This window comes from Fusobacterium varium (genome assembly GCA_021531615.1).
In the GTDB taxonomy this organism is placed as follows: Bacteria; Fusobacteriota; Fusobacteriia; order Fusobacteriales; family Fusobacteriaceae; genus Fusobacterium_A; species Fusobacterium_A varium_C.
Genome location: JADYUE010000003.1, coordinates 23,070 through 49,202 on the forward strand (window position 1 = coordinate 23,070; position 26,133 = coordinate 49,202).

Annotated in this window: 26 protein-coding genes; 19 read left to right on the forward strand and 7 right to left on the reverse strand. The window is 29.9% G+C overall.

Features of this window, described 5'->3' with window-relative positions:
- Positions 1 to 49: 49 nt before the first annotated feature.
- From I6E31_02710 to minE, 3 genes are read left to right on the forward strand one after another with little or no spacing between them, the layout of a single operon-like run.
- Entirely contained in the window at positions 50 to 718 is a 669-nt protein-coding gene (locus I6E31_02710) for a septum site-determining protein MinC (GenBank protein ID MCF2638880.1), read from the forward strand.
- A 28-nt stretch (positions 719 to 746) separates the two neighbouring features.
- The gene (minD, locus tag I6E31_02715) at positions 747 to 1,538 is read left to right on the forward strand and encodes a septum site-determining protein MinD (GenBank protein ID MCF2638881.1); all 792 of its coding nucleotides are present in this window, start codon (positions 747 to 749) and stop codon (positions 1,536 to 1,538) included.
- Positions 1,539 to 1,547: 9 nt separating this feature from the next.
- A complete protein-coding gene (gene minE / locus I6E31_02720) occupies positions 1,548 to 1,820 on the forward strand; it encodes a cell division topological specificity factor MinE (protein MCF2638882.1) in 273 nt (90 codons plus the stop codon).
- A 345-nt stretch (positions 1,821 to 2,165) separates the two neighbouring features.
- Here the strand turns inward: minE and I6E31_02725 are convergent, their stop codons facing one another.
- The 7 genes from I6E31_02725 to I6E31_02755 form a co-directional block, all read right to left on the reverse strand.
- On the reverse strand, positions 2,166 to 3,488 hold the full coding sequence (locus I6E31_02725; protein ID MCF2638883.1) for an amidohydrolase: 1,323 nt from the start codon (positions 3,486 to 3,488) through the stop codon (positions 2,166 to 2,168).
- Between the two features lie 12 nt (positions 3,489 to 3,500).
- Positions 3,501 to 4,628, reverse strand: a complete 1,128-nt coding sequence (locus I6E31_02730) for a M20/M25/M40 family metallo-hydrolase (protein ID MCF2638884.1) — start codon at positions 4,626 to 4,628, stop codon at positions 3,501 to 3,503.
- Between the two features lie 386 nt (positions 4,629 to 5,014).
- A complete protein-coding gene (locus I6E31_02735; GenBank protein ID MCF2638885.1) occupies positions 5,015 to 5,833 on the reverse strand; it encodes an HAD family phosphatase in 819 nt (272 codons plus the stop codon).
- Positions 5,834 to 5,882: 49 nt separating this feature from the next.
- The gene (locus I6E31_02740; GenBank protein ID MCF2638886.1) at positions 5,883 to 7,376 is read right to left on the reverse strand and encodes a DHA2 family efflux MFS transporter permease subunit; all 1,494 of its coding nucleotides are present in this window, start codon (positions 7,374 to 7,376) and stop codon (positions 5,883 to 5,885) included.
- A gap of 14 nt (positions 7,377 to 7,390) precedes the next feature.
- Positions 7,391 to 8,563 carry an HlyD family secretion protein gene (locus I6E31_02745; protein MCF2638887.1) on the reverse strand — a complete coding sequence of 391 codons (1,173 nt, stop codon included), beginning with the start codon at positions 8,561 to 8,563 and terminating at the stop codon, positions 7,391 to 7,393.
- Between the two features lie 10 nt (positions 8,564 to 8,573).
- Entirely contained in the window at positions 8,574 to 9,995 is a 1,422-nt protein-coding gene (locus tag I6E31_02750) for a TolC family protein (GenBank protein MCF2638888.1), read from the reverse strand.
- A gap of 133 nt (positions 9,996 to 10,128) precedes the next feature.
- The gene (locus tag I6E31_02755) at positions 10,129 to 10,893 is read right to left on the reverse strand and encodes a sugar phosphate isomerase/epimerase (GenBank protein ID MCF2638889.1); all 765 of its coding nucleotides are present in this window, start codon (positions 10,891 to 10,893) and stop codon (positions 10,129 to 10,131) included.
- A gap of 237 nt (positions 10,894 to 11,130) precedes the next feature.
- Here I6E31_02755 and I6E31_02760 point away from each other — a divergent pair, with 237 nt between their 5' ends.
- From I6E31_02760 to I6E31_02835, 16 genes are all read left to right on the forward strand, one after another.
- Positions 11,131 to 12,540 carry a coproporphyrinogen III oxidase gene (locus I6E31_02760; protein MCF2638890.1) on the forward strand — a complete coding sequence of 470 codons (1,410 nt, stop codon included), beginning with the start codon at positions 11,131 to 11,133 and terminating at the stop codon, positions 12,538 to 12,540.
- 14 nt (positions 12,541 to 12,554) lie between these two features.
- A complete protein-coding gene (locus tag I6E31_02765; protein ID MCF2638891.1) occupies positions 12,555 to 13,058 on the forward strand; it encodes a helix-hairpin-helix domain-containing protein in 504 nt (167 codons plus the stop codon).
- 11 nt (positions 13,059 to 13,069) lie between these two features.
- Positions 13,070 to 13,963: an Hsp33 family molecular chaperone HslO gene (hslO, locus tag I6E31_02770; GenBank protein ID MCF2638892.1), complete on the forward strand. Its 894-nt coding sequence runs from the start codon at positions 13,070 to 13,072 to the stop codon at positions 13,961 to 13,963.
- Between the two features lie 3 nt (positions 13,964 to 13,966).
- Positions 13,967 to 14,725, forward strand: a complete 759-nt coding sequence (locus tag I6E31_02775; GenBank protein ID MCF2638893.1) for a TatD family hydrolase — start codon at positions 13,967 to 13,969, stop codon at positions 14,723 to 14,725.
- A gap of 9 nt (positions 14,726 to 14,734) precedes the next feature.
- Entirely contained in the window at positions 14,735 to 15,556 is an 822-nt protein-coding gene (locus I6E31_02780) for a methyltransferase domain-containing protein (protein ID MCF2638894.1), read from the forward strand.
- Positions 15,557 to 15,559: 3 nt separating this feature from the next.
- A complete protein-coding gene (gene acpS / locus I6E31_02785) occupies positions 15,560 to 15,925 on the forward strand; it encodes a holo-ACP synthase (protein ID MCF2638895.1) in 366 nt (121 codons plus the stop codon).
- Between the two features lie 6 nt (positions 15,926 to 15,931).
- The gene (locus tag I6E31_02790) at positions 15,932 to 16,393 is read left to right on the forward strand and encodes an NAD(P)H-dependent oxidoreductase subunit E (protein MCF2638896.1); all 462 of its coding nucleotides are present in this window, start codon (positions 15,932 to 15,934) and stop codon (positions 16,391 to 16,393) included.
- A gap of 18 nt (positions 16,394 to 16,411) precedes the next feature.
- Positions 16,412 to 17,513, forward strand: a protein-coding gene (gene prfB, locus I6E31_02795; GenBank protein MCF2638897.1) for a peptide chain release factor 2 whose coding sequence is annotated in 2 segments (ribosomal slippage) — positions 16,412 to 16,483 and positions 16,485 to 17,513 — 1,101 coding nt in all. Because the reading frame shifts where the segments join, the coding sequence is not laid out codon by codon here.
- Positions 17,514 to 17,890: 377 nt separating this feature from the next.
- Complete coding sequence (locus I6E31_02800) at positions 17,891 to 19,405, forward strand: glutamate--tRNA ligase (GenBank protein MCF2638898.1); 1,515 nt, start codon at positions 17,891 to 17,893, stop codon at positions 19,403 to 19,405.
- Between the two features lie 236 nt (positions 19,406 to 19,641).
- Positions 19,642 to 20,301 carry a DUF969 domain-containing protein gene (locus I6E31_02805; protein ID MCF2638899.1) on the forward strand — a complete coding sequence of 220 codons (660 nt, stop codon included), beginning with the start codon at positions 19,642 to 19,644 and terminating at the stop codon, positions 20,299 to 20,301.
- A gap of 14 nt (positions 20,302 to 20,315) precedes the next feature.
- Entirely contained in the window at positions 20,316 to 21,230 is a 915-nt protein-coding gene (locus I6E31_02810; protein MCF2638900.1) for a DUF979 domain-containing protein, read from the forward strand.
- A gap of 36 nt (positions 21,231 to 21,266) precedes the next feature.
- Entirely contained in the window at positions 21,267 to 21,908 is a 642-nt protein-coding gene (gene pcp, locus I6E31_02815) for a pyroglutamyl-peptidase I (GenBank protein ID MCF2638901.1), read from the forward strand.
- Positions 21,909 to 22,476: 568 nt separating this feature from the next.
- Entirely contained in the window at positions 22,477 to 23,049 is a 573-nt protein-coding gene (locus I6E31_02820; GenBank protein MCF2638902.1) for a tetratricopeptide repeat protein, read from the forward strand.
- 71 nt (positions 23,050 to 23,120) lie between these two features.
- The gene (locus I6E31_02825; protein MCF2638903.1) at positions 23,121 to 23,669 is read left to right on the forward strand and encodes a DnaJ domain-containing protein; all 549 of its coding nucleotides are present in this window, start codon (positions 23,121 to 23,123) and stop codon (positions 23,667 to 23,669) included.
- Between the two features lie 89 nt (positions 23,670 to 23,758).
- Positions 23,759 to 25,108 carry a bifunctional UDP-N-acetylglucosamine diphosphorylase/glucosamine-1-phosphate N-acetyltransferase GlmU gene (glmU, locus tag I6E31_02830; protein ID MCF2638904.1) on the forward strand — a complete coding sequence of 450 codons (1,350 nt, stop codon included), beginning with the start codon at positions 23,759 to 23,761 and terminating at the stop codon, positions 25,106 to 25,108.
- A gap of 3 nt (positions 25,109 to 25,111) precedes the next feature.
- Positions 25,112 to 26,089 carry a ribose-phosphate pyrophosphokinase gene (locus I6E31_02835; protein MCF2638905.1) on the forward strand — a complete coding sequence of 326 codons (978 nt, stop codon included), beginning with the start codon at positions 25,112 to 25,114 and terminating at the stop codon, positions 26,087 to 26,089.
- The last annotated feature ends 44 nt before the right edge of the window (positions 26,090 to 26,133 follow it).

Genomic DNA, 26,133 nt, shown 5'->3' on the forward strand with positions numbered 1-26,133 from the left:
AGAGCTTATGATATACTAAAATTATAAAGTTGGGTAAAAGGTGAAACTTATGAATAATTATGTTATTTTGAAAGGAAAAAAGGATAGGCTGGTAATACATCTAAATTCAGAGGTAGACTTTTTAACTCTTAGGGATAGCTTAGTTGAAAAGATACAAGAGGCTAAAAATTTTATTGGAAGTGTTCACTTAGCAATAGAATTTTCTAATAGAGTTTTAACTGAATTAGAGGAAAATGTTCTTATTGATTTGATTAAATTAAATAGTGATATAAATATTACCTATGTCTTTTCTGAAAGTGGTTCAGGAATAAATAAAAAAGAGAAGATAAAGTTTTTTAAAGCAGTAACTGAAGAGGGACCAACTAAATTTTTTAGAGGAACTCTTAGATCAGGAAGTAAAATAGAATATGATGGAAATATAGTTGTTATTGGAGATGTAAATCCAGGAGCTATGTTGAGGGCAAAGGGAAATATAATAGTACTAGGACATCTAAATGGAGCTGTTTATGCAGGACTAGATGATGATAAAGATGCTTTTATAGGTGCTAACTATATGAATCCAATTCAACTTGTAATAGGTAGTACAATAGCTAAACCTATGCAAAAAGAGATATTAGATACAAATAAGGTAGATAGAAAAGGAGGCTTCAAGATAGCCTACATAAAAAATAGTGAGATATTAATAGAAGATTTTAGTGCACGTTCATATAATGAATAACTAAAACTTTAAGTTAGGAGTGATAAAAATGGCAAAGGTGTATGTAGTGACATCAGGAAAAGGTGGAGTAGGAAAAACTACTACTACTGCTAATCTTGGAGCTGGGTTAGCTTTAAAGGGGAATAAAGTTCTTTTAATAGATACAGATATTGGATTAAGAAACCTTGATGTAGTAATTGGATTAGAAAATAGAATTGTCTATGATCTAGTTGATGTAATAGAGGGAAAATGTAGAATTGCACAAGCTTTAATAAAAGATAAAAGATGTTCAAATCTATGTTTATTACCAGCTGCTCAAATTAGAGATAAAAATGATATCAATGGAGATCAAATGAAAACTCTTATTGATGCTTTGAGAAATGATTTTGATTATATTATAATTGATTGTCCAGCAGGAATAGAGCAAGGATTTAAAAATGCAATAGCTGCAGCAGATGAGGCAATAGTAGTTACAACTCCAGAAATTTCAGCTACAAGAGATGCTGATAGAATAATAGGGCTTTTAGAGGCTAATGAAATAAGAAACCCAAAACTTATTGTAAATCGTATAAAAATGGATATGGTAAAAGCAGGAAATATGTTAAGTGTAGAAGATATTCTTGATATACTTGCAATTAAATTATTAGGAGTAGTTCCTGATGATGAGAATATTGTTATCTCTACAAATAAAGGAGAACCTTTAGTATATAAAGGTGAGTGTCTAGCAGCTGATGCTTATAGAAATATAGTAGAGAGAATGGAAGGAAAGGATGTTCCATTTTTAAATCTAGATGTAAAACTTGGGTTTTTTGAAAAATTAAAAATGGTTTTTGGAAAGTAGGTAGAAGGAATGGGAATTTTTGATTTTTTTAAGAAAGAGGATAACAGCTCTAAAAATATTGCTAAAGATAGACTGAAATTTGTTTTAATTCATGATAGAGCTATGCTACCAGCAAGTGTCTTAGAAGAGATGAAAGATGAGATAATAGCAGTTATATCTAAATATGTGGATATTGATAAAGAGGCTCTTAATATAGAGGTAACTGAAAACCCAGAAAATAAAAGAAGTACAGCTTTAATAGCTAATATTCCACTAGTGGCTAAAAAAGAGAAAAATAGTTAAAAAAGAAAGAGATAGTTTTGCTAACTACCTCTTTTTAAGTATATAAACTATAATATATTTTTTCTTTTCTTAATATCAGCTAAAATGGAATTTGGAGAAGAATATTAGAGAGAGTTACGAAATCTGACGCTAAAAATTCCGACGTGTTTGAGACGAAGTCGAGTTTCGGAATTTTAGTCAGATGAGTATTACTCTCTCTTTATTCTTTGACATGGAATTTAGCTGATATTTAAAATATAAGTTTTGATAACTTAACTTGACTAATAATCGCTAAATGCAAAGGTACTTTGTCAAAACCTAACAATACACAAGAAAAAATGAACTTAGTTAGATATATTATAATTTTTATCCTTTTATAGTCTTATCATTAGATTGTAAAAACTCTAAATATTCCTCTTTAGTCATAGCTGGTTTAAAGTTAGCTAAAATCTCTTTTCCAATTTTTGCATTATCAAAAAGCAGATCTACAACAGTTAGAGCTAAAGATTTAGCAGGAGCAAGATAAGCAAACTCTTCATCTGTAATAGAATAGTTTCTAGTGTGCAGAGCTCCTGTCACTCCACCAAACATAGGATGTAAAGTAGGAATAATATGTGACACATCTCCAAAATCAAATGATCCTGTAAAATCTCCACCTTCTATAATTTCATCATCTTTAATTCCTATAAAATTTATATTTTCTCTTAAAACTTTCTCCATTGAATCATGCCTTAAAATAGGAAGATACCCTGGAAGTTCTTTAATCTCAATTTCAGCACCAACAGCCATAGCACCAGCCATTAAAGCACGATTAACTTTTTTATTAGCATCTATAAGACTTTCAATAGTTCTAGCTCTAACATAAGCTTCCATTCTAACATCAGCAGGGACAACATTAACTATATCTCCACCCTTAGTTATAATTGGATGAAATCTAACTTTATCAGCTTCTTTGAAAGTTTCTCTTTGAGCATGTACATTATTTATAGCTAACATAGCAGCATTTAAAGCATTAATACCCTCATAAGGAGCAGAACCAGCATGAGCTTCTTTACCAATAAATTTAACTTCCTTACCAATGAAACCATTACTTACAGGACCAACTAAAACTTTTTTATCTCCAGTGTCAAGAGCATGGAACATAAGACTCATATCTACATCATCAAATGCCCCTTTTCTAATAAGTTCCTGTTTACCACCAAAATATTTAATTTTTCCCTCTTCTTTTAGTTTACTTCTATAAGCAAGTTCAATAAACTCTTCAGCAGGTGTGGCAATAAAATCAATCTTTCCATCTAGCTCTTTAAAGACACCAGACTTAATAAGTCCAATAGCAACTCCTAACATCCCAGCAATTTGAATATTATGTCCACAAGTATGAGAAGCTCCTATTGAGTTAGCATCACAATGTTCAGCACAAGATATACCATCAAGTTCTCCTAAAATAGCAACTTTAGGACCAGTTTTATCTTCATTTATTCTTGCACGACAACCTGTGTAAGCTATATTTTCTTCAATATTCTCAATATTTAATTCATTTTTAAAAAATTCAACAACAGATTTAGTAGTTTCAAACTCTTTATAACCAAATTCAGGGTTGTTATAAATTTTTCTTCCAATATTGATTATAATATCTTTGTTCTCTTCAATAGCTCTGATAACTCTTTCCTTTAATTGATTCTTATCCAATTAAATCATCTCCTATTTTAGATATTTTATAATATAGTTTAAAATTGCTTCAGTAGTTTTTAAAAGATCTTCAATAACTAGATACTCTTCAACAGTATGTACTTTATACATTCCTACTCCAACAATAATAGAGTTAAACCCTTCTTTAGCTAAAATATTACTGTCAGATCCGCCACCAATAACTTTTAATTCACTTTCTACTCCTATTTCTTCATATACCTTAGCAAACTCCTTACCGAATTTAAGATCATCTTTAGGTTTTAAAATAGGATAGTTGTATGAAAGTTCTAAAGTATACTCACCATTAAATTTATCAGCTACATTTTTAGCAATATTTTCATATTCATCAATTATATTTTCAAGAGTTTCTTCTGAATGGCTTCTTACCTCTCCATGAAAGGAGCAGTAGTCAGGAACTACATTTGTAGGAAATTGTGAAGTTATACTTCCAATATTTGAAGTTGTAAGTTCATTAATACGTCCTATTTTCATTTTAGCAATAGCAGTAGCTGCCATAGAGATAGCATTGATTCCCTTTTCAGGCTCAATACCAGCATGAGCTTTTTTACCTCTAAAAGTGAAGGTAAAATTATATTGACAAGGAGCTGAATGGGCTATGATACCAGCTCTTCCAGCATTATCAAGAACTATCATATTAGTAGCAGGTCTCATATTTTCAGACACATCTTTCCATTCAATACTTTTTGCCCCAAGCATACCAGCTTCTTCTCCAGGAGTTAAAAGAACATATATATCTTGATGAGAAAGATTATTCTCTTTTAAAATTCTAAGAACTTCAATAATAGATGCAACTCCACCTTTATCATCTCCTCCAAGGGTAGTAGTTCCATCTGTTTTTATAATACCATTTTCTATTATAGGAGAGATATTTTCACAAGGTTCTATAACGTCCATATGAGCACATAAAGTTACTCCTTCACCTACTAAATCCCCTTTAAATTTAGCAAAAATTGTAGGAGCATCCCCATTATATTTTGTATAGCCATTATCAAGATAGATCTCTCCACCAAGTTCTTTTAGAGTTTCTATTAAATAATTAGCAAACTTTCCCTCTTTTTTAGATGGAGAATAAATTTTTACCATTTCAATAAAATTATTAATAATTCTTTCTCTATTAATCATAATTCCTCCAATAGTTTTATTTATAGTTAAGCAAATTATAATTTATCTAACTAAGCTCAGTTATCTAGCACATCATTAGGTTTTGACAAAGTACCTTTGTTATTTGCAGTTATTAGTCAATTTTAGTTATCTCTATTTCCTTTTTTAACATCAAGTTGTCTCCATGTCAGTGAATAAAGAATCCCTATGGCTCATTCCGTTGTATGGGTCTCGCAGGAGTTCCACTCCTGCATCTCAAAAATAGTAGTCGCTAAAGCTTCTCTATTTTTGGAACTCGCTACGCCTCAAACACGTTGCATTTTCTTAACTGCATTTCGCTGAGGGCTTCTAATATTCACTTCCAAATTACGTCAACTTGATGTTAGGAATAATATATTTTTATTTTAATTATTAGAATGATAAAATACAAATTTTTCTATTAGATCAGCAATTCCACCATCATTGTTAGATTTTACAATAAAATCAACTTGTTCTTTTATTTCAGGTTGAGCATTTTCAACAGCCACAGAAGTTCCAGCAGCTTTTAACATAGGAAGATCATTAAAAGAATCACCAACAGCTATAACTTCTTTAATAGGAATATTAAGTTTTTCAGCTAATTTTTTAACAGCTACCCCCTTATCAATTCCAAGTTTAGTTACTTCAAGGAAGAAAGGCTTAGAAATAGCAATACTATATTTATCCCCATACTCTTTTTTTAATTCAACTTCAACTTTTTTTAGATAGCTAGGTTCAGCTAAAAGCATACATTTAACAGCCCCTCTATCTACATATTCTTTAAAACTTTTTACTACTCTATGATTCATCTTAGTTAAATTAACTTCTACATCTATATACTCACTTTCAGTTTCAGAAACTACTTCATCATTGATATAAGTTAAAATATGAGTATTATATTTTTTACTAAAGTCATACATCAAGTGCAGATCCTCTTTTTCAAGAGATGCTTCAAAGATATTTTCATTAGTTTTACAATTAGTAATAATAGAACCATTGAAAGATAAAATATATTCATCAAATTTCTCAGCTTCAATCTCCTTTGCAAGATCTCTCATAGCAAAAGTAGGTCTTCCAGAACAAAGAATAAATTTTATTCCAGCTTCTTGAGCTTTCATAATAGCTTTTAAATCAACAGGTGATATTTTTTTCTCAGAGTTTAGAAGAGTATCATCTAAATCTGTAACAATCATCTTATATTTCATAACAACCCCCAGAACAGATATTTTCTTTCAATTATATCAAATAGTAAAACTATTTTACAATAGGTCTTCTTGCTAAAAATATAAGGGGAATAAGTAGTAAAATCATAATTCCACTACCAATAATAATATCATTTACTCCCATTAATGCAGATTGTTGAGTTATAAGTTCATTTATCATCTCTAATTTCATATGTAGAGGAGATGAAAAATGGTTGATATAACTTTGAAAGTTAGGGTTTCCAACATTGATAGCTGAAACAATATCTTGATGATGCGTAGAGATTCTGTTATTCCAATAGTTTATTGCAAGAGATGTACCGAAACTATTCCCTATATTTCTAGTAAAATTATATAGTCCTGATGCCCCTGCTAACTCTTCTGGGGGAATATCTGAAAGGGTAATTGTATTTAGAGGAATAAAGAAAATTCCCAATCCTATTCCTGTTAAAAAACGAGAGCCTGCAATGTAACTTGCTGTTATATCTGGTGGGTAGTTTCCAGTTAAAATAGCTGTGATACTAAAAAGTACAAAACCAAATACAACAACTTTTCTAGCATCTAAATTATTTAAAATACTTCCTAAAATAGGAGCAGTAAAAAGAATAGAAAGCCCCAATGTAGAGGTAGCTATACCACTATCTAAAGCTGTGTATCCCATATAGTTTTGTAACCATAGGGGAATAACTACAACTGAAGCAAAAAAGGCAATAGATGCTACTGTTATGCTCAATGCCCCTATACTAAAGTTTTTATTTAGAAAGAGTTTAACATTTACTACTGGAGTAGGGTGATACCACTCCCAAATAACTAATATAGTTAAAAATATAAAGGCGATTAATGCTAAACTTATAATAAATGGACTTTGGAACCAGTCTAAATCGTTTCCTTTATCTAACATTATTTGTAGAGCAGATATTCCAATAGCTAAAAAGATAAGTCCCCATTTATCAACAGGAACTTTTTCTATCTTATCTTTGTAACCTTTTTTTCTAAAAATAAAGTGAACTATATATGTAGATAAGATACCAAAGGGAACATTTATATAGAAACACCATCTCCAAGAGAATGAATCTGTTATCCAACCACCTATTACAGGTCCGAGAACAGGAGCAAGAACAATTGTCATAGACCATATACCTAGAGCCATAGCTTTTTTCTCTTTTGGATAGAAACTTAGCATAAGTGTTTGTGATAATGGAATCATACTAGCTCCCACTATTCCTTGAAGAACTCTAGCAAAAAGCAGAAAGCCAAAAGAAAAACTTACACCACAGAGAACGCTTGCTCCAGTGAAGAAAAGAGTGGCAAGGGTATATTGCCTTACAATGCCAAATCGTTTAGTTAACCAACCGATTAAAGGTAAAAATATAGCTTCAGAAACTGCATATGATGTAATAACCCAAGTTCCTTGGGTAGGAGCAACAGCAAAATCTCCAGCTATATGGGTTAAAGATACATTTACAATAGTACTATCTAAAACATTCATAAAAGAACCTATTGATAGTGCCAGTGTAGCAGATATAATTTCAAAAGGAATACTCATAAAAATCACCAGCTTTATTGGATATTATTTTTTATAATATTATTAACCTGTTCATCTATTGTTGCTTCATCAATAGAGTATAGAGATGAAGTTTTTTCTTGAAAAGGAACTATTTTATCACTATTTTTTTCTAAATATACAGTAGCTTTCATAGAACTACCAATAGGAATTATTCCATTTTCTTTAATACTATCACTATCAATGTGAACTCTCACAGGGACTCTCTGAACAATCTTTATCCAGTTACCAGTGGCATTTTGTGCTGGTAAAAGAGATAGAGAACTACCTGTTCCAGCTGATATTCCTTGAACATAACCACTGTATTTTTTCTTGTTAACATCACTTACAAGAGTAACTTTATTTCCAACTTTAACATTTTTCATCTGAGTCTCTTTTAAGTTTACATCAGCCCAAGTATTTTCAAGATTTATTATTGTTAGAAGCTCTTGAGAAGGAGCAACTTCTTGTCCTAAAAATATAGCCTTTTTAGCTACAACTCCAGAAACTGGAGCATAAATTTTAGTTCTCTCTAAATCTACATAGGCTTTTTTATATGCAGTAATAGCTTGTTGAACATCAGGATGAGTCATGATAGATGTACTACTAACTTGAGTTATAGCATTATCTAAAGCTGAGTTACTTTGTTCTAAAGAGGCAATAGCTATATTTAAATTATCTTTAGCAGTAAGAAATTCATGTTTACTAGCAAGTCCAGCTTCATAGGAATTTTTTGCTATTTGATAATCTGTCTTTGCCTTTTTTAATCTGTTCTCTTTAGCAATTACATCTTTTTGAAGTTGAGCAACTTGAGAGTTAAGAGATGAATAATAACGTATAGCTTTTCCTAGAGATGCAGTGGCATTTTCTAGTGCTAATCTATAATCAATATCATCAACAGTAGCTAGTAAATCTCCTTTATTGACATATTGAGTGTCTTCAACCATAAGTTTATTAATTGTACCACTAACTTGAGAGGTAATAATATTTTGAGAACCATTTACATAGGCATCATCAGTATCTTCAATAGTTCTTCCATATAGTGCCCAATAAAGTATAAAAATAACTCCTATAACAACTAAGCAAATTATAAAAGTAAGTATTTTTTTTAAGGCTATTTTTTTATTTGAATTTTTTGTTTCATTGTTTTCATTACTGTTTTCAATTTTTTTAATCTCTTCCATGATCATTCTCCTATAATTATTTTTCTATTTTATAAGCTCCACCTAAAGAGTTTAAAAGAGTTAATTGTTGAGTACTAAAGTTAAATAACTCTTTTTTATTTGATAATTTATAGTTGTTCCAATCTAGTTCTTTTAAAAGATAGTCTAATTTAGAGATACTACCAATAGTTAAACGTTCTCTATTCTCTTTTAATATTTTAGTTTGTACAGATAGATTTACATCTGAAGTCTTTAAATTTTCACAACTGATTTTTGTTTTATACAATTCACTTTCAATATTATTTAAAGCTGTAATAACAGCATTGTTATACTCTTCTATAAAGATATTGAGATCTTCTCCAGCCATTTTATATTTGCTTGTAATAGCTCCTGAATGAAAAATTGGTAGATATATACTTGGACTTATGAAACCTAAAAGAGAATCTCTTCTTAAAATTTTCTCCATAGTTATACCCTCAAAACCTATCTGTCCTGTAAGTGAAAATTGAGGATAGAAATTAGCTTTTTCTGCTTCAAGATGTTTCTCCTGTCCTTTGATAAGCATAATATAGTATTTAATATCTGGACGATTGATAATTATATCTGAAGAGATAGTTGAAGGAATAGCGATTCTCTCTTTTAAAACTACATCTGCCATTGAGTATTTCCCATTTAAAAGTTCAGCTATCTCTTTATTATGTTTATTCCCAGTTAAAATATTTAAGTTATTTAAAGTTAGCTGAAGATTTAAGCTATTATCTTTTAAAGCTGAGTCTATATTACGTAGCTCATTTTCAGATTGCCAAATATCACTATTGATTCCATTACCGATTTGTACATTTTTTTTGTTAAAAGATACAATCTCTGTAAGAATATCTTTTTGAGAGAGTAAAATTTTCTTCTCTTGTTGAAGATAATTCCAATAAAAATATAGTTTTGCTACTCTATTAGTTATATTTAACTCTATCCAGTCAGAGTTTAATTTAACAGCTTCACATTTATATTTTTGTTCATCAGCTAATGAGTGTAACTTATTGAAAATATCAATATTATAATCACCTTGTAAACCTAGAGAGCCAATGGTAATTATTTTTCCGCCAAATGGTGGTGGAGTCATTCCATTTTTACCTAATCTCTCTCTTTTTAAGTTGTTAGAGCTATCTATTGATACCCCCAGAGCTGAATCTGCTAATTTAATAGCTTCATCAGATTTAGAAATATTAAGTTTAGCTATTTTCAGATCTTCATTTTCCTCTAAAGCAAAGTTAACTAACTTGTCTAGAATAGGATCTTTATAGATTTTCCACCACTCTTTGCAAGAAAAAATCAAAGTCCTATCATTAGGAATATTAGTTTGAATACTATTAGGTTCTATTATATTTTCAGTTTTTATTTTTGGAATAGGTGAACATCCTATAAAAGCTAAAAATATAAAAGTAAAAAATAATTTTTTCACTATATTTCCCTCCTTTAAAATTTATAAAACACTTCAATAGAGTTTTCAAAAAAAGAAGAAAATTCCTTTTATTTTAAAAAATTTCAAAAAATAAAAAAAGGAAGCTAAGCTCCCAAAAAATTAAGACAATAGAAGATTATAGAGAAGTGTTTAAAAAGTTGAAATCTGAGATAAGAGTTTTTTTCTCAACACTTGGAGAATATTCTAGAACTAATCTATTAACTCCAATTCCTCTTTTTAATATATCTAAAAATTTATTTATATTAAAGTCGTTTTTTCTGATACTTTGGTGTAAATCTAATTCTCCATCATTAGTATGAAGATGATAAGCAAAGATAGAATCACTATTTTCCTTCATAATATCAAAGATATTCCATCCATTGATCTCTGCATGTCCAATATCTAAAACAGTTTGATATTTTTCATCTTTTAAAAACTTAAAGTATTTTTTTTCTGAAAAGATAGCCTCTTCTTTTAAACCTACATTTTCAAGAATAACCTTTACTCCATATTTTTTACCAAGTTCAACTAATTTTATAATTTTAGCTTTAATTAGAGCAATATCGCTATTTTCTTCGTGGTATTCACTTGTATGAAGAATAATATAGCTACCATTATATTTTTTTACAATTTCAAAGCAGTGAATATATGTTTCAAGAGCTTTTTGCCAATTTTCCTCATCACTGTCAGATAGAATACAAGTTTTGTATGGTCCATGAAAGGCAACCTCTTCAAATTCGATAGTATCTAGAAGTTTTAATGTTTTTTTAAAGTCAGAAGCATTGTCTGGTTCAAGAATAAACTCCATATTTTTTATATTGTTGTGTTCAATAAATTTTTTTATCTCTCCGTAGTTATTATTTTGAAAGATTAAACTACTTATAAATATTTTCTGTGACATTTTTATCCCACTCCTTTCTTTTAAATTTAATCTTTTTCTGTTAATTGAATTTAAAAAACAGGTAAAAGGTAAGTAAAAACTTATTCTTAGAGATAAAAATATTTTAAAAACTTTCTAAAGATGGTATAATTTTTTTGAGTTATTCTAAAAGACAAGAAATATAAATTATGATATAATATAGAGTAAATTTTTAAAGATAAGGTAATTGAAAAATATTAGGGAGAAAAGGAGAAAAAAGTGATAATCAACTCAGATTTTGAGATAAATGAGAGAAGTGTTGAAGAGTTTGCTAGGGTAATGGTACCAGAGGCATTGGAAAAAACATTGAATCTATCTTTATTAAAAGATGATAAAAATATAGAGATAAAAATGGAGATAGATAATAAAGTAGAAAGTTTCTCTTATATAAATTGTGAAGATAAGATAGAAGAGCAAAAACAGACAATGACAAAAATTCTATTATTAAAATTCTATAATAAAAATTACTCTTGGGGTGGCTTAATGGGAGTGAGACCTACAAAGGTTTTAAGAAGATTATTAGCCACAGGGTCTACATATGAAAAGGCTGAAAATATGTTGAGAGATTTTTATTTGGTAACAGATGAAAAGATAAAACTTTTAGTAGATACAGTTAAAAAAGAGAATAAATTTCTAAATAGAGAGCATATAAATCTATATATAGGGATACCTTTCTGCCCTAGTAAATGCAAATATTGTTCTTTTGCATCTTATGAGATAACAAGTGGAGTGGGAAGATATTACAATGGTTTTGTAGATACTCTTTTAGAAGAGATAGAGATTACTGGAAAATACTTGAAAGAGAAAAGCTTAAAGATAGAGTCTCTATATATGGGTGGGGGAACTCCTACAACTCTTAGTGAAAAAGATTTAGAAAGAGTGTTAATTCAAATAAATAGACATTTAGATATGACTAATATTAAAGAGTTTACTTTAGAGGCTGGAAGAGAGGACTCACTTACTGAGAAAAAGTTTTATTTAGCTAAAGAGTATGGAGTGGATAGAATAAGTCTGAATCCACAAACTTTTAATGAAGAAACTTTAGCAAAGGTAAATAGAAGATTCAATAGAGAAAACTTTGACAAGTTTTTTAAATTAGGAAAAGAACTTGGTTTTATAATCAATATGGATTTGATAATTGGATTGCCTGATGAAAGTACAGAGGATATTTTATATACTTTAGATGAAGTAGAAAAATATGATATAGATAATCTAACTGTTCATTCACTAGCATTTAAAAGAGCCTCAAATCTTTTTAAAGAGGATAAAAGTAGAAAAGAGATTGATAGAGAGGTAATTGAAAATAGAATAAAAGATTTAGTTGCATCTAAAGAGATGTTCCCATACTATATGTACAGACAAAAAAATATTATGGAATGGGGCGAGAATGTTGGTTACTCTAAAGAGGGAAAAGAATCTATTTTTAATATAGAGATGATAGAGGAAAATCAATCAACTATGGGACTAGGTGGAGGAGCTATAACAAAAATAGTCTTAGAAGAGGGAGATGGAAAAGACTATATTGAAAGAATAGTAAACCCTAAAGACCCTGCTCTATATATAAGAGAGATGAAAGAGAGAATGGAAAGTAAGTGTAAATTGTTTGATAGGCTAGGAGAGGTAAAATGAAAAATTGGATACTGATTTTTGTAGTTATGCTTACACTTGGTTTATTTACAGAGTATAGTTTTACAGAGGAAAAACCTAAGTTTAAAGTTATTATGAGTGAAAATATGCTTGAGAAAAAAGATTTTAGATTGGACATAAATCTTGCAACAAAAGAGGAGATGAACAATAGTAAAATTGGAAAGAGCTACATTAGTAAGATAATTGATTATAGAGAAAAAACAGGTGGTTTTTTAAAGATTGATGAATTAAAGAGAATAAAAGGGATTGGAAATGCAACTTTTGAAAAGCTATCTAAGAAATTTAAGATAGAATCACCAATTAACAAGAAACCTCTGTATATTAATGATGCTAATGAGGAACTTTTAAAATACTATGGTTTTGATAAAAAAGAGATAAAGAAATTAAAAGATTATTTAGATAAAAATAGAAGAATAGATAATAATATCCAGCTGATGGAGCTGTTATCTAAAAAAAGATATGAAAAATATAAAGAAATAATAAAATATGATAAATTTTAGAGGTGGTAATAATGAGTAGAATAATAAGAGGAGTTAGTAAAAACGCAAGATTCTTTTTGGTAGATACAACAGATATAGTTCAAGAGGCTTTAAATATTCATAAGTGCAGTCCTACAGCTATAGATGCTTTTGGAAGATTATTGACAGCTGGAGTTATAATGGGAAGTACTTTAAAGGGAAAAGATGTTTTAACTTTAAGAACAGATACAGATGGACTTTTAAATAATATGGTAGTTACAGCAACAGCAGATGGTGGAGTAAAAGGATATCTTTCTAATCCTTCAGTAGATGTACCACTAAGAGATGATGGAAAATCAAATGTAGGGGCATTAGTTGGAAGAGGAACAATGAAAATAATAAAAGACATGGGATTAAAAGAGCCTTATGTAGGAATTTCAACAGTTGATACTGGAGAGATTGCACAAGATTTAGCATATTATTTTTATAATTCAGAACAAACACCTACTGTAATTGCTTTAGGAGTAAAATTAAAAGATGCAAATACAGTGGCTTGCGCTGGTGGATATATGTTACAACTTTTACCAGATGCAGAAGATGAGTTTATAACAGCTCTTGAAAATAAAATTCAAGCTATAAGACCTATGACAGAGCTTATGATGGGTGGAATGGACTTAGAAAGAATTTTAAAACTTCTATATGAAGATATGAATAGTGAAGATAACGAAAAATTAGTAGAAAGCTATGAAATCTTAGAGGAAAAAGAAGTTAGCTATAAATGTGATTGTAATAAAGATAAATTCTATAAAGGATTAATTACTTTAGGAAAAGAGGAATTAAATAAAATTTTTGCAGAAGAGGAAAAAATAGAGGCTGAGTGTCATTTCTGTGGAAAGAGATATGAATTTAAAAAAGAGGATTTCAAAGATATTTTAGAGGTGAAATAAAAGATGAAATTAATAGATTCTCATGCTCATTTAGATAATGAACAATTTAATGAGGACAGAGAAGAGGTACTAAATAGAATAAAAGAGAATTTAGATTTTGCTGTAAATATAGGGTATAACCTAGCTAGTAGCAAAAAAAGTGTTGAGTTTGCTAAGAATTATGATTTTATATATGCAGTAGTTGGAGTACACCCTGATGATATAGGGGAGTACTCTGATGAAGTAGAGAGAGAATTAGAAAAAATAGCTCAAGAGGATAAAGTTTTAGCTATTGGAGAGATAGGACTTGATTATCATTGGATGACTTTTCCTAAAGAGCAACAGCAAGAAGTTTTTAGAAAGCAGATGAAACTTGCTCAAAGAGTTGGTAAGCCTGTGGCAATTCACTCAAGAGAGGCTATGGAAGATACATTGAAAATCTTAAAAGAGTTTCCTGATGTAAAGGGGATTTTTCATTGCTACCCTGGATCATTAGAGACAGCTAAAGAGGTAATAGATAATTATTATTTAGGAATAGGTGGAGTCTTAACTTTTAAAAATGCTAAAAAATTAGTTGAAGTTGTAGAAAATATTCCTCTTGATAAACTAATAATAGAAACTGATTGTCCATATATGGCTCCTACTCCATATAGAGGAAAGAGAAATGAGCCAATATATGTTGAGTATGTTGCTAGAAAAATAGCTGAAATTAAAGGAATTAGTTATGAAGAGGTTGTAGAGGTAACTAATAAAAATACAAGAAAAGCTTATGGAATGGAATAGGAGAAAAATATGAAAATTTGTCCTGTATGTAAGGAAAAATTAGCAAGAGAGAATAAAACATATAAGTGTATAAATAATCACTGTTTTGATATGGCTAAACAAGGGTATCTAAATCTTTTGCTTTCAAATCAAAAACATAGTAAGACACCTGGTGATGATAAAGAGATGGTGTTGAGTAGAAAGAGATTTTTAGAGAAAGATTACTATAAGATTATCTCTGACAGTGTTAATAATATAGTTTTTAAGTTGAGAAATTCAAATAGTTTAGAGATATTGGACATAGGTTGTGGAGAGGGATACTACACAGGTAGATTAAAAAAATTTCTTGATGAAAATGGTGTTGAAAGCAATATTACAGGTATAGATATATCTAAAGAAGCTATTATCTGTGGAGCAAAAACATATAAAAATATTGATTGGGTAGTGGCAAGTGCAACAAATATTCCTTTAGAAGATGAATCACTAGACTATATAATATGTATGTTTGCAAAAATAATACCTGAAGAGAAGATGAGAACTTTAAAGAAAGGTGGAAAACTTATTATTGTATCAACTGGAGAAAAACATCTGATTGAGCTTAAAGAAGTTGTATATGATAAAGTAAGAACTGAATTTTATTCACCAATAGAGGATCTAAAAATATTTAAACATCTTGAAACTGTAAATTGTACTGGAAAATCTTTTATAAAAGAGAATGAAAGCATAAAAAACCTTTTTGATATGACTCCGTATAAGTGGAGAAGTCCAAAAGAGGGAGTAGATAGATTGTTTAGTTTAGATAACTTAGAGATAACAATAGATGTAAATATTGATATTTTTCAAAAGGATTAAATTATGATATTGGGAATAGGAAATGATATTGTCGAGATATCAAGAATAGCAAAAGCTATATCAAATGAGAAATTTTTAAAACGTGTTTATACAGAAAAAGAGATTGAGATTATAAGTAAAAAGGGGAACTCTGAAGCTAGCTATGCTGGGAGATTTTCAGCTAAAGAGGCTATATCAAAAGCTTTAGGGACAGGGGTCAGGAATTTTAATTTAACAGATATTGAGATACTAAATGATGAACTAGGAAAACCTTTTGTTGTTTTTAAAAATAATCTTTTAGAGATAATGAAAGGGAAAAAAATTGAAATTTCTATTTCACATTCTAGAGAATATGCTACTGCAATAGCAATATTAATAGAGAAGGAGTGATAAAATATGGTGACAAAAGAATTTTATAATGAACTTGAAGAGTATATAAATAGTTTAAAAGATAAAAAAGATGATGTTAAAATTTTAAACTTTGTAATAGAAAAATTAGATAGTATTCCTATGGAAGTTCAAAAATTTATAGCAGAAAAAACAGGACTTATGGAAATTTCTATTGAAAATACAATTAATTTTTATCCTAAATTTAGAAATAAAGTGGCAGGAAAAAAAGTTAAAGAGGTTGCTATCTGTGTAGGAATGACTTGTGGAAGTTGGGGTAAGGGATATTATGATGAACTTGCTAAAATTCTTGAAATAGATGAAAAGGGAATTTCAAAGGATGGGAAAATCCAACTTACTACAAAAAGATGTTTTGGAAGATGTGCAAAAGGTCCAAATATGTCAATAGATGGAACTATATATAGTATGGTAACTATGGACGAGATAAAAAGAAGATTAAATTTAAAATAGGTATTGGGAGGAACTAACTTGGATATATTAGATATAAAAAGAGAGTTTGCAGAGTATAAACAAACAATAAATGATATTAGGGGGTCTCTTTGACTTAGAAAAGAGAGAGGTTAAGATAGCAGAATTAGAAAAGCAAACTATGGAAGAGAGCTTTTGGAATGATAAAAGAAAAAGTTCAGCTGTGATAAAAGAGATGAACGGAGAAAAAGAGATAGTTGCAGAGTATAAAAAACTTGAAGCTGAAGTTGGAGAAGAGGAAGTTTTAATAGATTTTGTTGAGATGGGAGAGGAAGAGTTTCAAGAGGAGTTAGAGGAGAAACATAAGATTCTTGGAAAGGATTTAGATCATTTTGACACAAGACTTCTTTTAGATGGAGACTATGACTCTAATAATGCTATTGTGACAATACACTCAGGAGCAGGGGGAACAGAAGCTTGTGACTGGGCAGATATGTTATATAGAATGTATTCAAGATGGTGTAATGATAAAAAATATAAGATAAGTGAGATGGACTTTATGCCTGGGGATAGTGTAGGGATAAAATCAATTACTTTCTTAGTTGAAGGAAATAATGCTTATGGATATTTAAAAAGTGAAAAGGGGATTCATAGATTAGTAAGAATCTCTCCTTTTGATGCTAACAAGAAAAGACATACATCTTTTGCCTCTGTGGAAGTGGTGCCAGAGGTTGATGAGAGTGTTGAGGTTAATATAAAACCTGAAGATTTGAGAATTGATACATATAGAGCTAGTGGAGCTGGGGGACAACATGTTAATATGACAGACTCAGCTGTTAGAATAACTCACTTACCAACTGGAATTGTTGTAACTTGTCAAAGAGAGAGATCTCAATTGAGCAACAGAGAAACAGCAATGAAGATGTTACAATCAAAGCTTTTAGAGGTTGAATTAAAGAAAAAAGAGGAAGAGATGAAGAAAATTCAAGGAGAGCAAAGTGAGATTGGTTGGGGTAACCAAATAAGATCATATGTTTTCCAACCTTATACTTTAGTGAAAGATCATAGAACATCTGCTGAATCTGGAAATATAAAAGCTGTTATGGATGGAGATATAGATATCTTTATAAATGGATATTTAAGATGGAATAAAGCTAAATAATTAAAGTGAAATAAATTATTCCTAACATCAAGTTGACGTAATTTGGAAGTGAATATTAGAAGCCCTCAGTGAAATGAAGTTAAGAAAATGCAACGTGTTTGAGCGAAGTTTACGAAGCGAGTTTTGCATTTTCAACGGAATGAGCTATCGGGATTCTTTATTCACTGACATGGAGACAACTTGATGTTAAAAAAGAAATTTAGTTAACTGAACTTGACTAATAATCGTTAATGCAAAGGGACTTTGTCAAAACATGGCGATATACAAAAAAATGACCTTAGTTTAGTTATATTATAGTTTATTCAAATAGTATATAGAAAAAATAATAAAACTATGTTAAAATATATGGTAAATTAAAAAACAAAAGGGGTGAAACAATGGAAAAGAGAGTAAGAACAAGAATAGCGCCATCACCTACTGGAGACCCACACGTAGGAACAGCCTATATTGCACTTTTCAACTTAGCTTTTGCAAAGGTAAATAATGGAGATTTCATATTAAGAATAGAGGATACTGACCAGAACAGATATACAGCAGGATCAGAGCAAATGATTTTTGATGCATTACACTGGCTTGATCTTAGCTATGCAGAAGGTCCAGATGTTGGTGGAGAGTATGGACCATACAGACAATCTGAAAGATTTGAAATCTATGGAGATTATGCAAGACAATTAGTAGAAAAAGGTGGAGCATACTACTGCTTCTGTATTCAAGACAGACTTGAAAAATTAAGAGAAAGACAAAAAGCTATGGGAAAAGCTCCTGGATATGATGGACATTGTAGATCTCTTACTAAAGAAGAAATTCAAGCTAAATTAGATGCTGGAGAACCTTATGTAATCAGATTAAAAATGCCTTATGAAGGGGAAACAGTTATAAAAGATAGATTAAGAGGAGATATCGTATTTGAAAATAATAAAATAGATGACCAAGTTTTATTAAAAGCAGATGGATTCCCTACTTATCACCTAGCAAACGTTGTAGATGACCATTTAATGGGAATTACTCATGTAATAAGAGCTGAAGAATGGATAGCTTCAACTCCTAAACATATTCAATTATATAAAGCATTTGGTTGGGATGCACCTGAATTTATTCACATGCCTCTACTTAGAAATGCAGATAGAACAAAAATATCAAAAAGAAAAAATCCTGTATCATTAAACTGGTATAGAGATGAAGGATATCTAAAAGAAGGAATTGTAAACTTCTTAGGATTAATGGGATACTCTTTTGGAGAAAACAAAGAGATATTCACATTACAAGAGTTTGTTGAAAACTTCAACATTGATAAAGTTTCACTTGGAGGACCAGTATTTGACCTTGTAAAACTTGGATGGGTAAACAACCACCACATGAGATTAAAAGATCTTGATGAACTTACAAAATTAACTGTTCCTTTCTTCCAAAAACAAGGATATGTTGGAGAAAATGTAAGTGAAAAAGAATATGAAGCTATTAAGAAAATGGTAGCAATTTTAAGAGAATCAGCACAAACAATGAAACAAATAGCTGTTGAAGCAGCTTGTTACTATCAAGATGAATTTGAACTTCCAGTTGTTACTGAAGAAATGAACAAGAAAGAGAGAAAAAGTGTTGAAAAATTAAATGCTTCTATTGAAGATCCAGTTGGAAAAGAAGCTATAAAACTATTTATCTCTAAACTTGAAAAATGGGAAAAAGAAGAGTTCACAGTTGATGAAGCTAAAGATCTTCTTCATTCAGTAATGGATGAAATGGGAGAAGGACCAGCAAAAGTATTTATGCCTTTAAGAGCTGTAATCACAGGACAAGCTAGAGGGGCAGATCTATTCAATGTACTTTATATCATAGGAAAAACAAGAACATTAAATAGAATTAAAACTATGGTTACTAAATACAACGTGTTATAATAATTTTTAAATGTCAAAGGGAATTTTCTCTTTGGCATTTTTTTATTAATTAGTTATTAAGAAAAACATAATAAAATCAATATAATCTATTTTATATCCTAAAGTAAACAAAAAAATTGAACAAAGAAAAAAATTGACTTAATAAACGAATAAGTATATATTATATACTAAAGATAAAATTACTATTTTTATATTAATAAAGTAGTATAAAATTAAGACAAGGAGGGAAAAATATGATTATAAAATTAATAGGAGTACTAATTATTGTAATCGGATTTATGTTAAAACTTGATACTATAGCAGTTGTTTTAGTAGCAGGATTAGCTACTGGACTTGTGGCTGGTATGGGATTTGTTGAGATTTTAGAAGTTTTAGGGGGAGCATTTGTTTCAACTAGATATATGACACTTTTACTTTTAACTTTAGCTCTTGTAGGAATACTTGAAAGAAATGGATTAAGAGAGAGAGCAGAGATGTGTATTTCAAAACTTAAAGGTGCAACTTGTGGAAAAGTATTAAGTATCTATGTTGTAATTAGAACAATAGCAGCTATCTTATCTTTAAGAATAGGAGGACATGTTCAATTTATTAGACCACTAGTTTATCCAATGGCTAAAGGAGCAGCAGAAAAAGAAGGAAAACTTAGTGTAGAATTAGATGAAGAGCTAAAAGGACATGTTAATGCAGTAGAAAACTATGGAAACTTCTATGGACAAAATGGATTTATAGCAGGGGCAGGAGTATTATTAATAGTAGGAACTTTAAAAGAATTAGGAATCTCAAATATAGAGGCTTACTCTGTAGCTAAATCTAGCTTAATAATGGCAGTTCTATCAGTAATAATTTCTATTATTAGAAACTATATGTTTGATATGAAGATAAAAAGAAGTAAGTAGGATGGTGAATAATAATGGTAAATACTATATTAGAAATTATGTATATATTCTGTGGAATTGTTTTAATAGTATGTGGAATTTATGCTTTAAATGATAAAGGAAATAGTAAAAGACTAGGAAGTGCTCTATTTTGGATATTATTTGGTATTTTATTTATGGCAGGACCATATTTAAATAAAGCTTTAGTAGGGGCTATGCTATTAGTAATGGGAATTTTAACAGCTACTAAAAGTGTATCAGTAGGATCGTTGATTAATAGTTCTGAAGAGTTTAGAAAAGCTAAAGCAAAAGAGATAGGAAATAAGATTTTTATACCAGCTATATCAGTTGGAGTGGGAGCATTTGCAGTAGCTCAATTTACAAAATTAGGTGGACTTGTAGGATTAGGAATAGGAGCATTAGTTGGACTTATTTTAACAATGATTGTAACTAAAGAAAATCCTAAATATATTCCATATGATTCAAGTAGAATGTTACAACAAATGGGACCAACAGTTATATTACCACAACTTCTAGGAGCTTTAGGAGCTGTATTTGCTAAAGCAGGAGTAGGAGAGGTTATTGCAACTATGATGGGAGGAGTTATTCCAGAAGGAAGCAGACTTTTTGGAGTAATTGGTTACTGTGTGGGTATGGCAATATTTACAATGATAATGGGAAATGCCTTTGCAGCTTTTGCAGTAATAACAGCAGGGGTAGGAGTTCCTTTTGTTATAGGACTTGGAGCTAATCCAGCATTAGTAGGAGCTTTAGGATTAACAGCAGGTTATTGTGGAACTTTAATGACACCTATGGCAGCAAACTTTAATATTGTTCCAACATCTATATTGGAGATGAAAGATAAAAATGGAGTAATAAAAGCACAAATACCACAAGCATTGATATTATTAGTATTACACATAGTAGTAATGTATTTCTTTGCTTTTTAGTTTAAGATAGAAATTAGAATATTTTAGGAGGTAAAAATGAAAGTATTGATAACAGGTTTTGATCCATTTGGAGGAGAAAAAATAAACCCAGCTTGGGAGGCAGTAAGAGCATTACCAGATAATATAGATGGAATAGAAGTAGTAAAATTACAAATACCAACTGTATTTAAAAAATCAGCAAAAAAACTTTTTGAAAATATAGATAGTGTTAAACCAGATGTAGTTATTTGTGTAGGACAAGCTGGTGGAAGATATGAATTTTCTGTAGAGAGAGTAGCAATCAATGTAGATGACGGAAGAATACCAGATAATGATGGATATCAACCAGTAGATTCTCCAGTTTTTGAAGATGGAGAAAATGCTTATTTTTCTACTTTACCAATAAAAGCTATAGTTGAAGAGGTTAAAAAAGCTGGTATTCCAGCAGCAGTATCAAATACAGCAGGAACATATGTATGCAACCATATTATGTATTCTCTACTTTATTATTTAAATAAAAATAATCTAAATATAAAAGGAGGATTTATTCATGTTCCTTTTATACCTGAACAAGTAGTTGAAAAGAAAAATACACCTTATATGGAATTAACTAGAATAACTAAAGCATTAGAGATCTCTATAAAAGCTATTAGAGATTATGAAAAAGATCTTGTTATATCTGGTGGAAAAGAGTTTTAATATTTCTTTTAGGCTATTGCAGATAAAAATGCAATAGCCTTTTTTTAATAAACTATAATTTCCAAAAGTAGAGGAGTGTAAACGACTACTACTTTTGAGACGCAGAAACGGAGTTTCTGTGAACTTTAAATTAATTAGAGTTTTTCCTAATATCAGCTAAATGTAATTTGGAGAAGAATATTAGAGAGAGTCGCGAAATCTGACGCTAAAAATTCCGACGTGTTTGAGGCGAAGCTGAGTTTTGGAATTTTAGTCAGATGAGTATTACTCTCTCTTTATTCTTTGACATGGAATTTAGCTGATATTTAAAAGAAATAGAGATAACTAAAATTGACTAATAGTCGCTAAATACAAAGGTACTTTGTCAAAACCTAACGATACATAAGAAAAAATAAATTTAGTTAAATATATTATAGTTTGAAAAATAATAACTTCTTTGGAAGAAAAATAGTCTAATAAAAAAATAGGATATTTTTCATATACTTAATAAAGAAATTCTACAATAAAGAAAAAAATTGTGTTATAATAATATAAAAGCAAATCTTTTTGCAAGGAGGATGATCATAAGTTGTTAGGAGCAGAATTATTGAAAACAGAAATATTTAGAGATTATAGCAACAAAGATCTTATTAAAGAAGAGGAAAGTTTAAGATTTTCACTTTTAGAAAATCCTCAAGATATAGAAAAATTAAGAGAATTAGCAATAGTATTATATAATAAAAAAGATTACAGTGGAGCAATCAATTTATATGAAAGATTAGCAAAAATGAAACCAGAAAGTTATGAAGTTTTTGCTTTTTTAGGATATCTTTATTATGAAGAAGAAAATTATGCTAAATCAATAGAAAATTATGATATAGCATTGGAAATAAATCCAACAAGTTCTTTTGTTTATTTTTTATTGGGGAACTCTTATTCAAGAGCAGGATTGATTAAAGATGCTATCAATAGTTATGATTTTGCTATATTCTTAGATTTAGATATATATACTGCACATTTAGATTTTGCAAGAAAATATGAGGCTATAGGACAGAAAGAAAAAGCTTTAAAAGAATATATTATAGCTTATGAAATAGACCCAAGAGATAAAAAGATAGCTGAAGATATAGCTAGATTAAAATCTGAGCTTGGAAGAGGTTAAAGATTATTAATAGAAGGAAAAGGGTAACTTTTCTTTCTATTTTTGATTTTTAATTTAAAAATAAGGAGAAAATAATGCAGAGTATTTCATTAGGTTTTATATTGATTATATTCCTATTTATAGGAGTAACATTTGGGTTTAATAGAGCAGTAGCTTCAATCCCATTTTTGTTTTTTATATTTGTATTAGTATGGTTTTTTGGTTGGTTTGTAATGGCATTTTGGCCGCTTATATTGATAATAGTACTTATAAACTATCTGTCAAATAAGAATAATCCTAAAACGACAAAGAGAAGAACATATTATTATAAATTTGATAGGACAGAGGACTTTGATGAGTTTTTCCGTAAGGCTGGGCAACAAAGTGGAGGGTATTCATATGGAGGTTCAACTGGAGGAAATCCTTTTGGTTATGCAGAGGATAAAACAAAATATTATAAAGTGTTAGGTGTTAATCCTAATGCAACAAAAGAGGAGATTAAAAAAGCTTATAGGGAGTTGGTAAAACAACACCACCCAGATAAATTTACAAATGCTCCTGAGGAAGAAAGAGCATATCATGAGAAAAGAATAAAAGAGATAAATGAGGCTTATGATAAATTATCAAAAGATTTTTCTTAACTTGAAATACATAGGAAGCTATGGTATAATGAAACTGTGTGCTTAACATTAAGGAAAATTAAGTCAGCCTTAACATCAAAGGAGAAATTATGAAACTAAAAACATTGATTTTAGCTGCGGGAAAAGGAACTAGAATGAAATCAGAACTTCCAAAAGTTATTCATAAAGTAAATGGAGTTCCAATGATTTCAAAAATAATAAGTGTTCTTAATGGATTGGAGCCAGAAGAAAATATATTAATACTTGGACATAAAAAAGAAGAGGTATTAAAAGTAGTTGGAGAAGAGGCAGATTATGTTGTTCAAACTGAACAATTAGGAACTGGACATGCTGTAATACAAGCAAAGGAAAAACTTGCTGATTATGATGGAGATGTAATGGTTCTTTGTGGAGATACACCACTATTAAGAGAGGAAACTTTAAGAGATTTATATAATTTCCATAAAGAGAGTGGAGCTGTAACAACAATACTAACATCTATATATGAAAATCCATTTGGATATGGAAGAATAGTTAAAGAAGATGGATTAGTAAAGGCTATTGTTGAAGAAAAAGAGGCAACTCCAGAGGTTAAAAAGATAAAAGAGGTAAATGCAGGAGTTTACTGTTTCAATAGCAGAGAGCTATTTAATGCTTTAGCTAAGATAAATAATAACAATGAAAAAGGTGAATACTACCTAACTGATGTTATTGGAATACAAGTAGGAGAAGGAAAAAAAGTTCAAAGCTTTGTATTAGAAGATAATATGGAGATATTAGGAGTTAATTCAAAAGTTGAATTAGCACAAGCTTCAGAAGTTTTAAGAGGAAGAAAAAATCTTGAACTTATGGAAAATGGAGCTATATTAATAGATCCAAAAGCTACTTATGTAGAGGAAAGTGTAAAAGTTGGAAAAGACACTGTAATCTATCCTGGAGCTGTACTTCAAGGAGATACAGTAATTGGAGAAAATTGTGAGATTTTAGGAACTACTAGAATTATAGATAGTGTTCTTGGAAATAATATAAGAATAGAGAGTTCAGTAATTGAAGAGAGTCAAATAGATGACTATGTAACAATGGGACCTTTTGCTCATTTGAGACCAAAAACTCATTTAAAAGAAAAAGTTCACATTGGAAACTTTGTGGAAGTTAAAAAATCTACTCTTGAAAAAGGAGTAAAAGCTGGGCATTTAACATATTTAGGAGATGCTCAAGTTGGAGAAGATACTAATATAGGAGCAGGTACAATTACTTGTAACTATGATGGTAAAAACAAATTTAAAACAGTTATAGGTAAAAATTCATTTATAGGAAGTGATTCAATGTTAGTTGCTCCTGTAAATATTGGGGAAAATTCTTTAGTAGGAGCTGGATCTGTTATAACTAAAGACGTTCCTGAAAATTCATTAGCTGTATCAAGAAGTAAGCAAATCATTAAAAATGACTGGAGGAAATAAAAAATGTTAAAATCTGAAAATGTTAAGATTTTTGCTGGAACATCAAACGTAGAATTAGCTAAGAGAATAGCAGATTGCTATGGACTACCACTAGGAGAGGCTGAAGTAGTTAGATTTAAAGATGGAGAAGTATTCGTTAAAATTGACGAAACAGTAAGAGGAAGAGATGTATTTGTTGTTCAACCTACATCTGAACCAGTAAACGAAAACTTAATGGAATTACTTGTATTTATCGATGCATTAAAAAGAGCATCTGCAAAAAGTATCAATGTAATTATCCCTTACTATGGTTATGCTAGACAAGATAGAAAATCAAGTCCCAGAGAACCAATTACTTCTAAATTAGTAGCAAACTTATTAACAACAGCAGGAGCAAGCAGAATAGTTACTATGGACTTACATGCTGACCAAATTCAAGGATTCTTTGATATCCCAGTTGATCACATGCAAGCACTACCATTAATGGTAAAATACTTTATGAAAAAAGGACTTTATGGAGATGATGTAGTTGTTGTTTCTCCAGATATCGGAGGAGTAAAAAGAGCAAGAAAACTTGCTGAATGGCTAGATTGTAAAATAGCTATCATCGACAAAAGAAGACCAAAACCAAATATGTCAGAAGTAATGAACCTAATCGGGGAAGTTCAAGGAAAAACAGCTATATTTATAGATGACATGATCGATACTGCAGGAACAATAACAAATGGAGCTTCTGCAATTATAGAAAGAGGAGCTAAAGAAGCTTATGCTTGTTGTACACACGCTGTATTCTCTGATCCAGCTATTGAAAGATTAGCAGCTTCACCTTTAAAAGAAATTATAGTTACTGACTCTATAGCTTTACCAGAAAGAAAGAAACTTGATAAAATAACAGTTCTTTCAGTAGATGAAATCTTCTCTGAAGCAATTAGCAGAATTGTTAACAACCAATCAGTTTCTGAATTATTTGAAAAAGTTGAAGGAAAAAGAACAAACAAATAATTGAGAGAATAAAATAATTTTATTAAAAAGCTAGTAGTTTTACT

Bases quoted from the DNA above. Each gene is read 5' to 3' on its own strand.
- I6E31_02710 (MCF2638880.1), top strand. From the start codon at position 50: ATGAATAATTATGTTATTTTGAAAGGAAAAAAGGATAGGCTGGTAATA.
- minD (MCF2638881.1), top strand. From the start codon at position 747: ATGGCAAAGGTGTATGTAGTGACATCAGGAAAAGGTGGAGTAGGAAAA.
- minE (MCF2638882.1), top strand. From the start codon at position 1,548: ATGGGAATTTTTGATTTTTTTAAGAAAGAGGATAACAGCTCTAAAAAT.
- I6E31_02735 (MCF2638885.1), bottom strand. From the start codon at position 5,833: ATGAAATATAAGATGATTGTTACAGATTTAGATGATACTCTTCTAAAC.
- I6E31_02740 (MCF2638886.1), bottom strand. From the start codon at position 7,376: ATGAGTATTCCTTTTGAAATTATATCTGCTACACTGGCACTATCAATA.
- I6E31_02745 (MCF2638887.1), bottom strand. From the start codon at position 8,563: ATGATCATGGAAGAGATTAAAAAAATTGAAAACAGTAATGAAAACAAT.
- I6E31_02755 (MCF2638889.1), bottom strand. From the start codon at position 10,893: ATGTCACAGAAAATATTTATAAGTAGTTTAATCTTTCAAAATAATAAC.
- hslO (MCF2638892.1), top strand. From the start codon at position 13,070: ATGAGTAGAATAATAAGAGGAGTTAGTAAAAACGCAAGATTCTTTTTG.
- I6E31_02775 (MCF2638893.1), top strand. From the start codon at position 13,967: ATGAAATTAATAGATTCTCATGCTCATTTAGATAATGAACAATTTAAT.
- I6E31_02780 (MCF2638894.1), top strand. From the start codon at position 14,735: ATGAAAATTTGTCCTGTATGTAAGGAAAAATTAGCAAGAGAGAATAAA.
- acpS (MCF2638895.1), top strand. From the start codon at position 15,560: ATGATATTGGGAATAGGAAATGATATTGTCGAGATATCAAGAATAGCA.
- I6E31_02790 (MCF2638896.1), top strand. From the start codon at position 15,932: ATGGTGACAAAAGAATTTTATAATGAACTTGAAGAGTATATAAATAGT.
- I6E31_02800 (MCF2638898.1), top strand. From the start codon at position 17,891: ATGGAAAAGAGAGTAAGAACAAGAATAGCGCCATCACCTACTGGAGAC.
- I6E31_02810 (MCF2638900.1), top strand. From the start codon at position 20,316: ATGGTAAATACTATATTAGAAATTATGTATATATTCTGTGGAATTGTT.
- pcp (MCF2638901.1), top strand. From the start codon at position 21,267: ATGAAAGTATTGATAACAGGTTTTGATCCATTTGGAGGAGAAAAAATA.
- glmU (MCF2638904.1), top strand. From the start codon at position 23,759: ATGAAACTAAAAACATTGATTTTAGCTGCGGGAAAAGGAACTAGAATG.
- I6E31_02835 (MCF2638905.1), top strand. From the start codon at position 25,112: ATGTTAAAATCTGAAAATGTTAAGATTTTTGCTGGAACATCAAACGTA.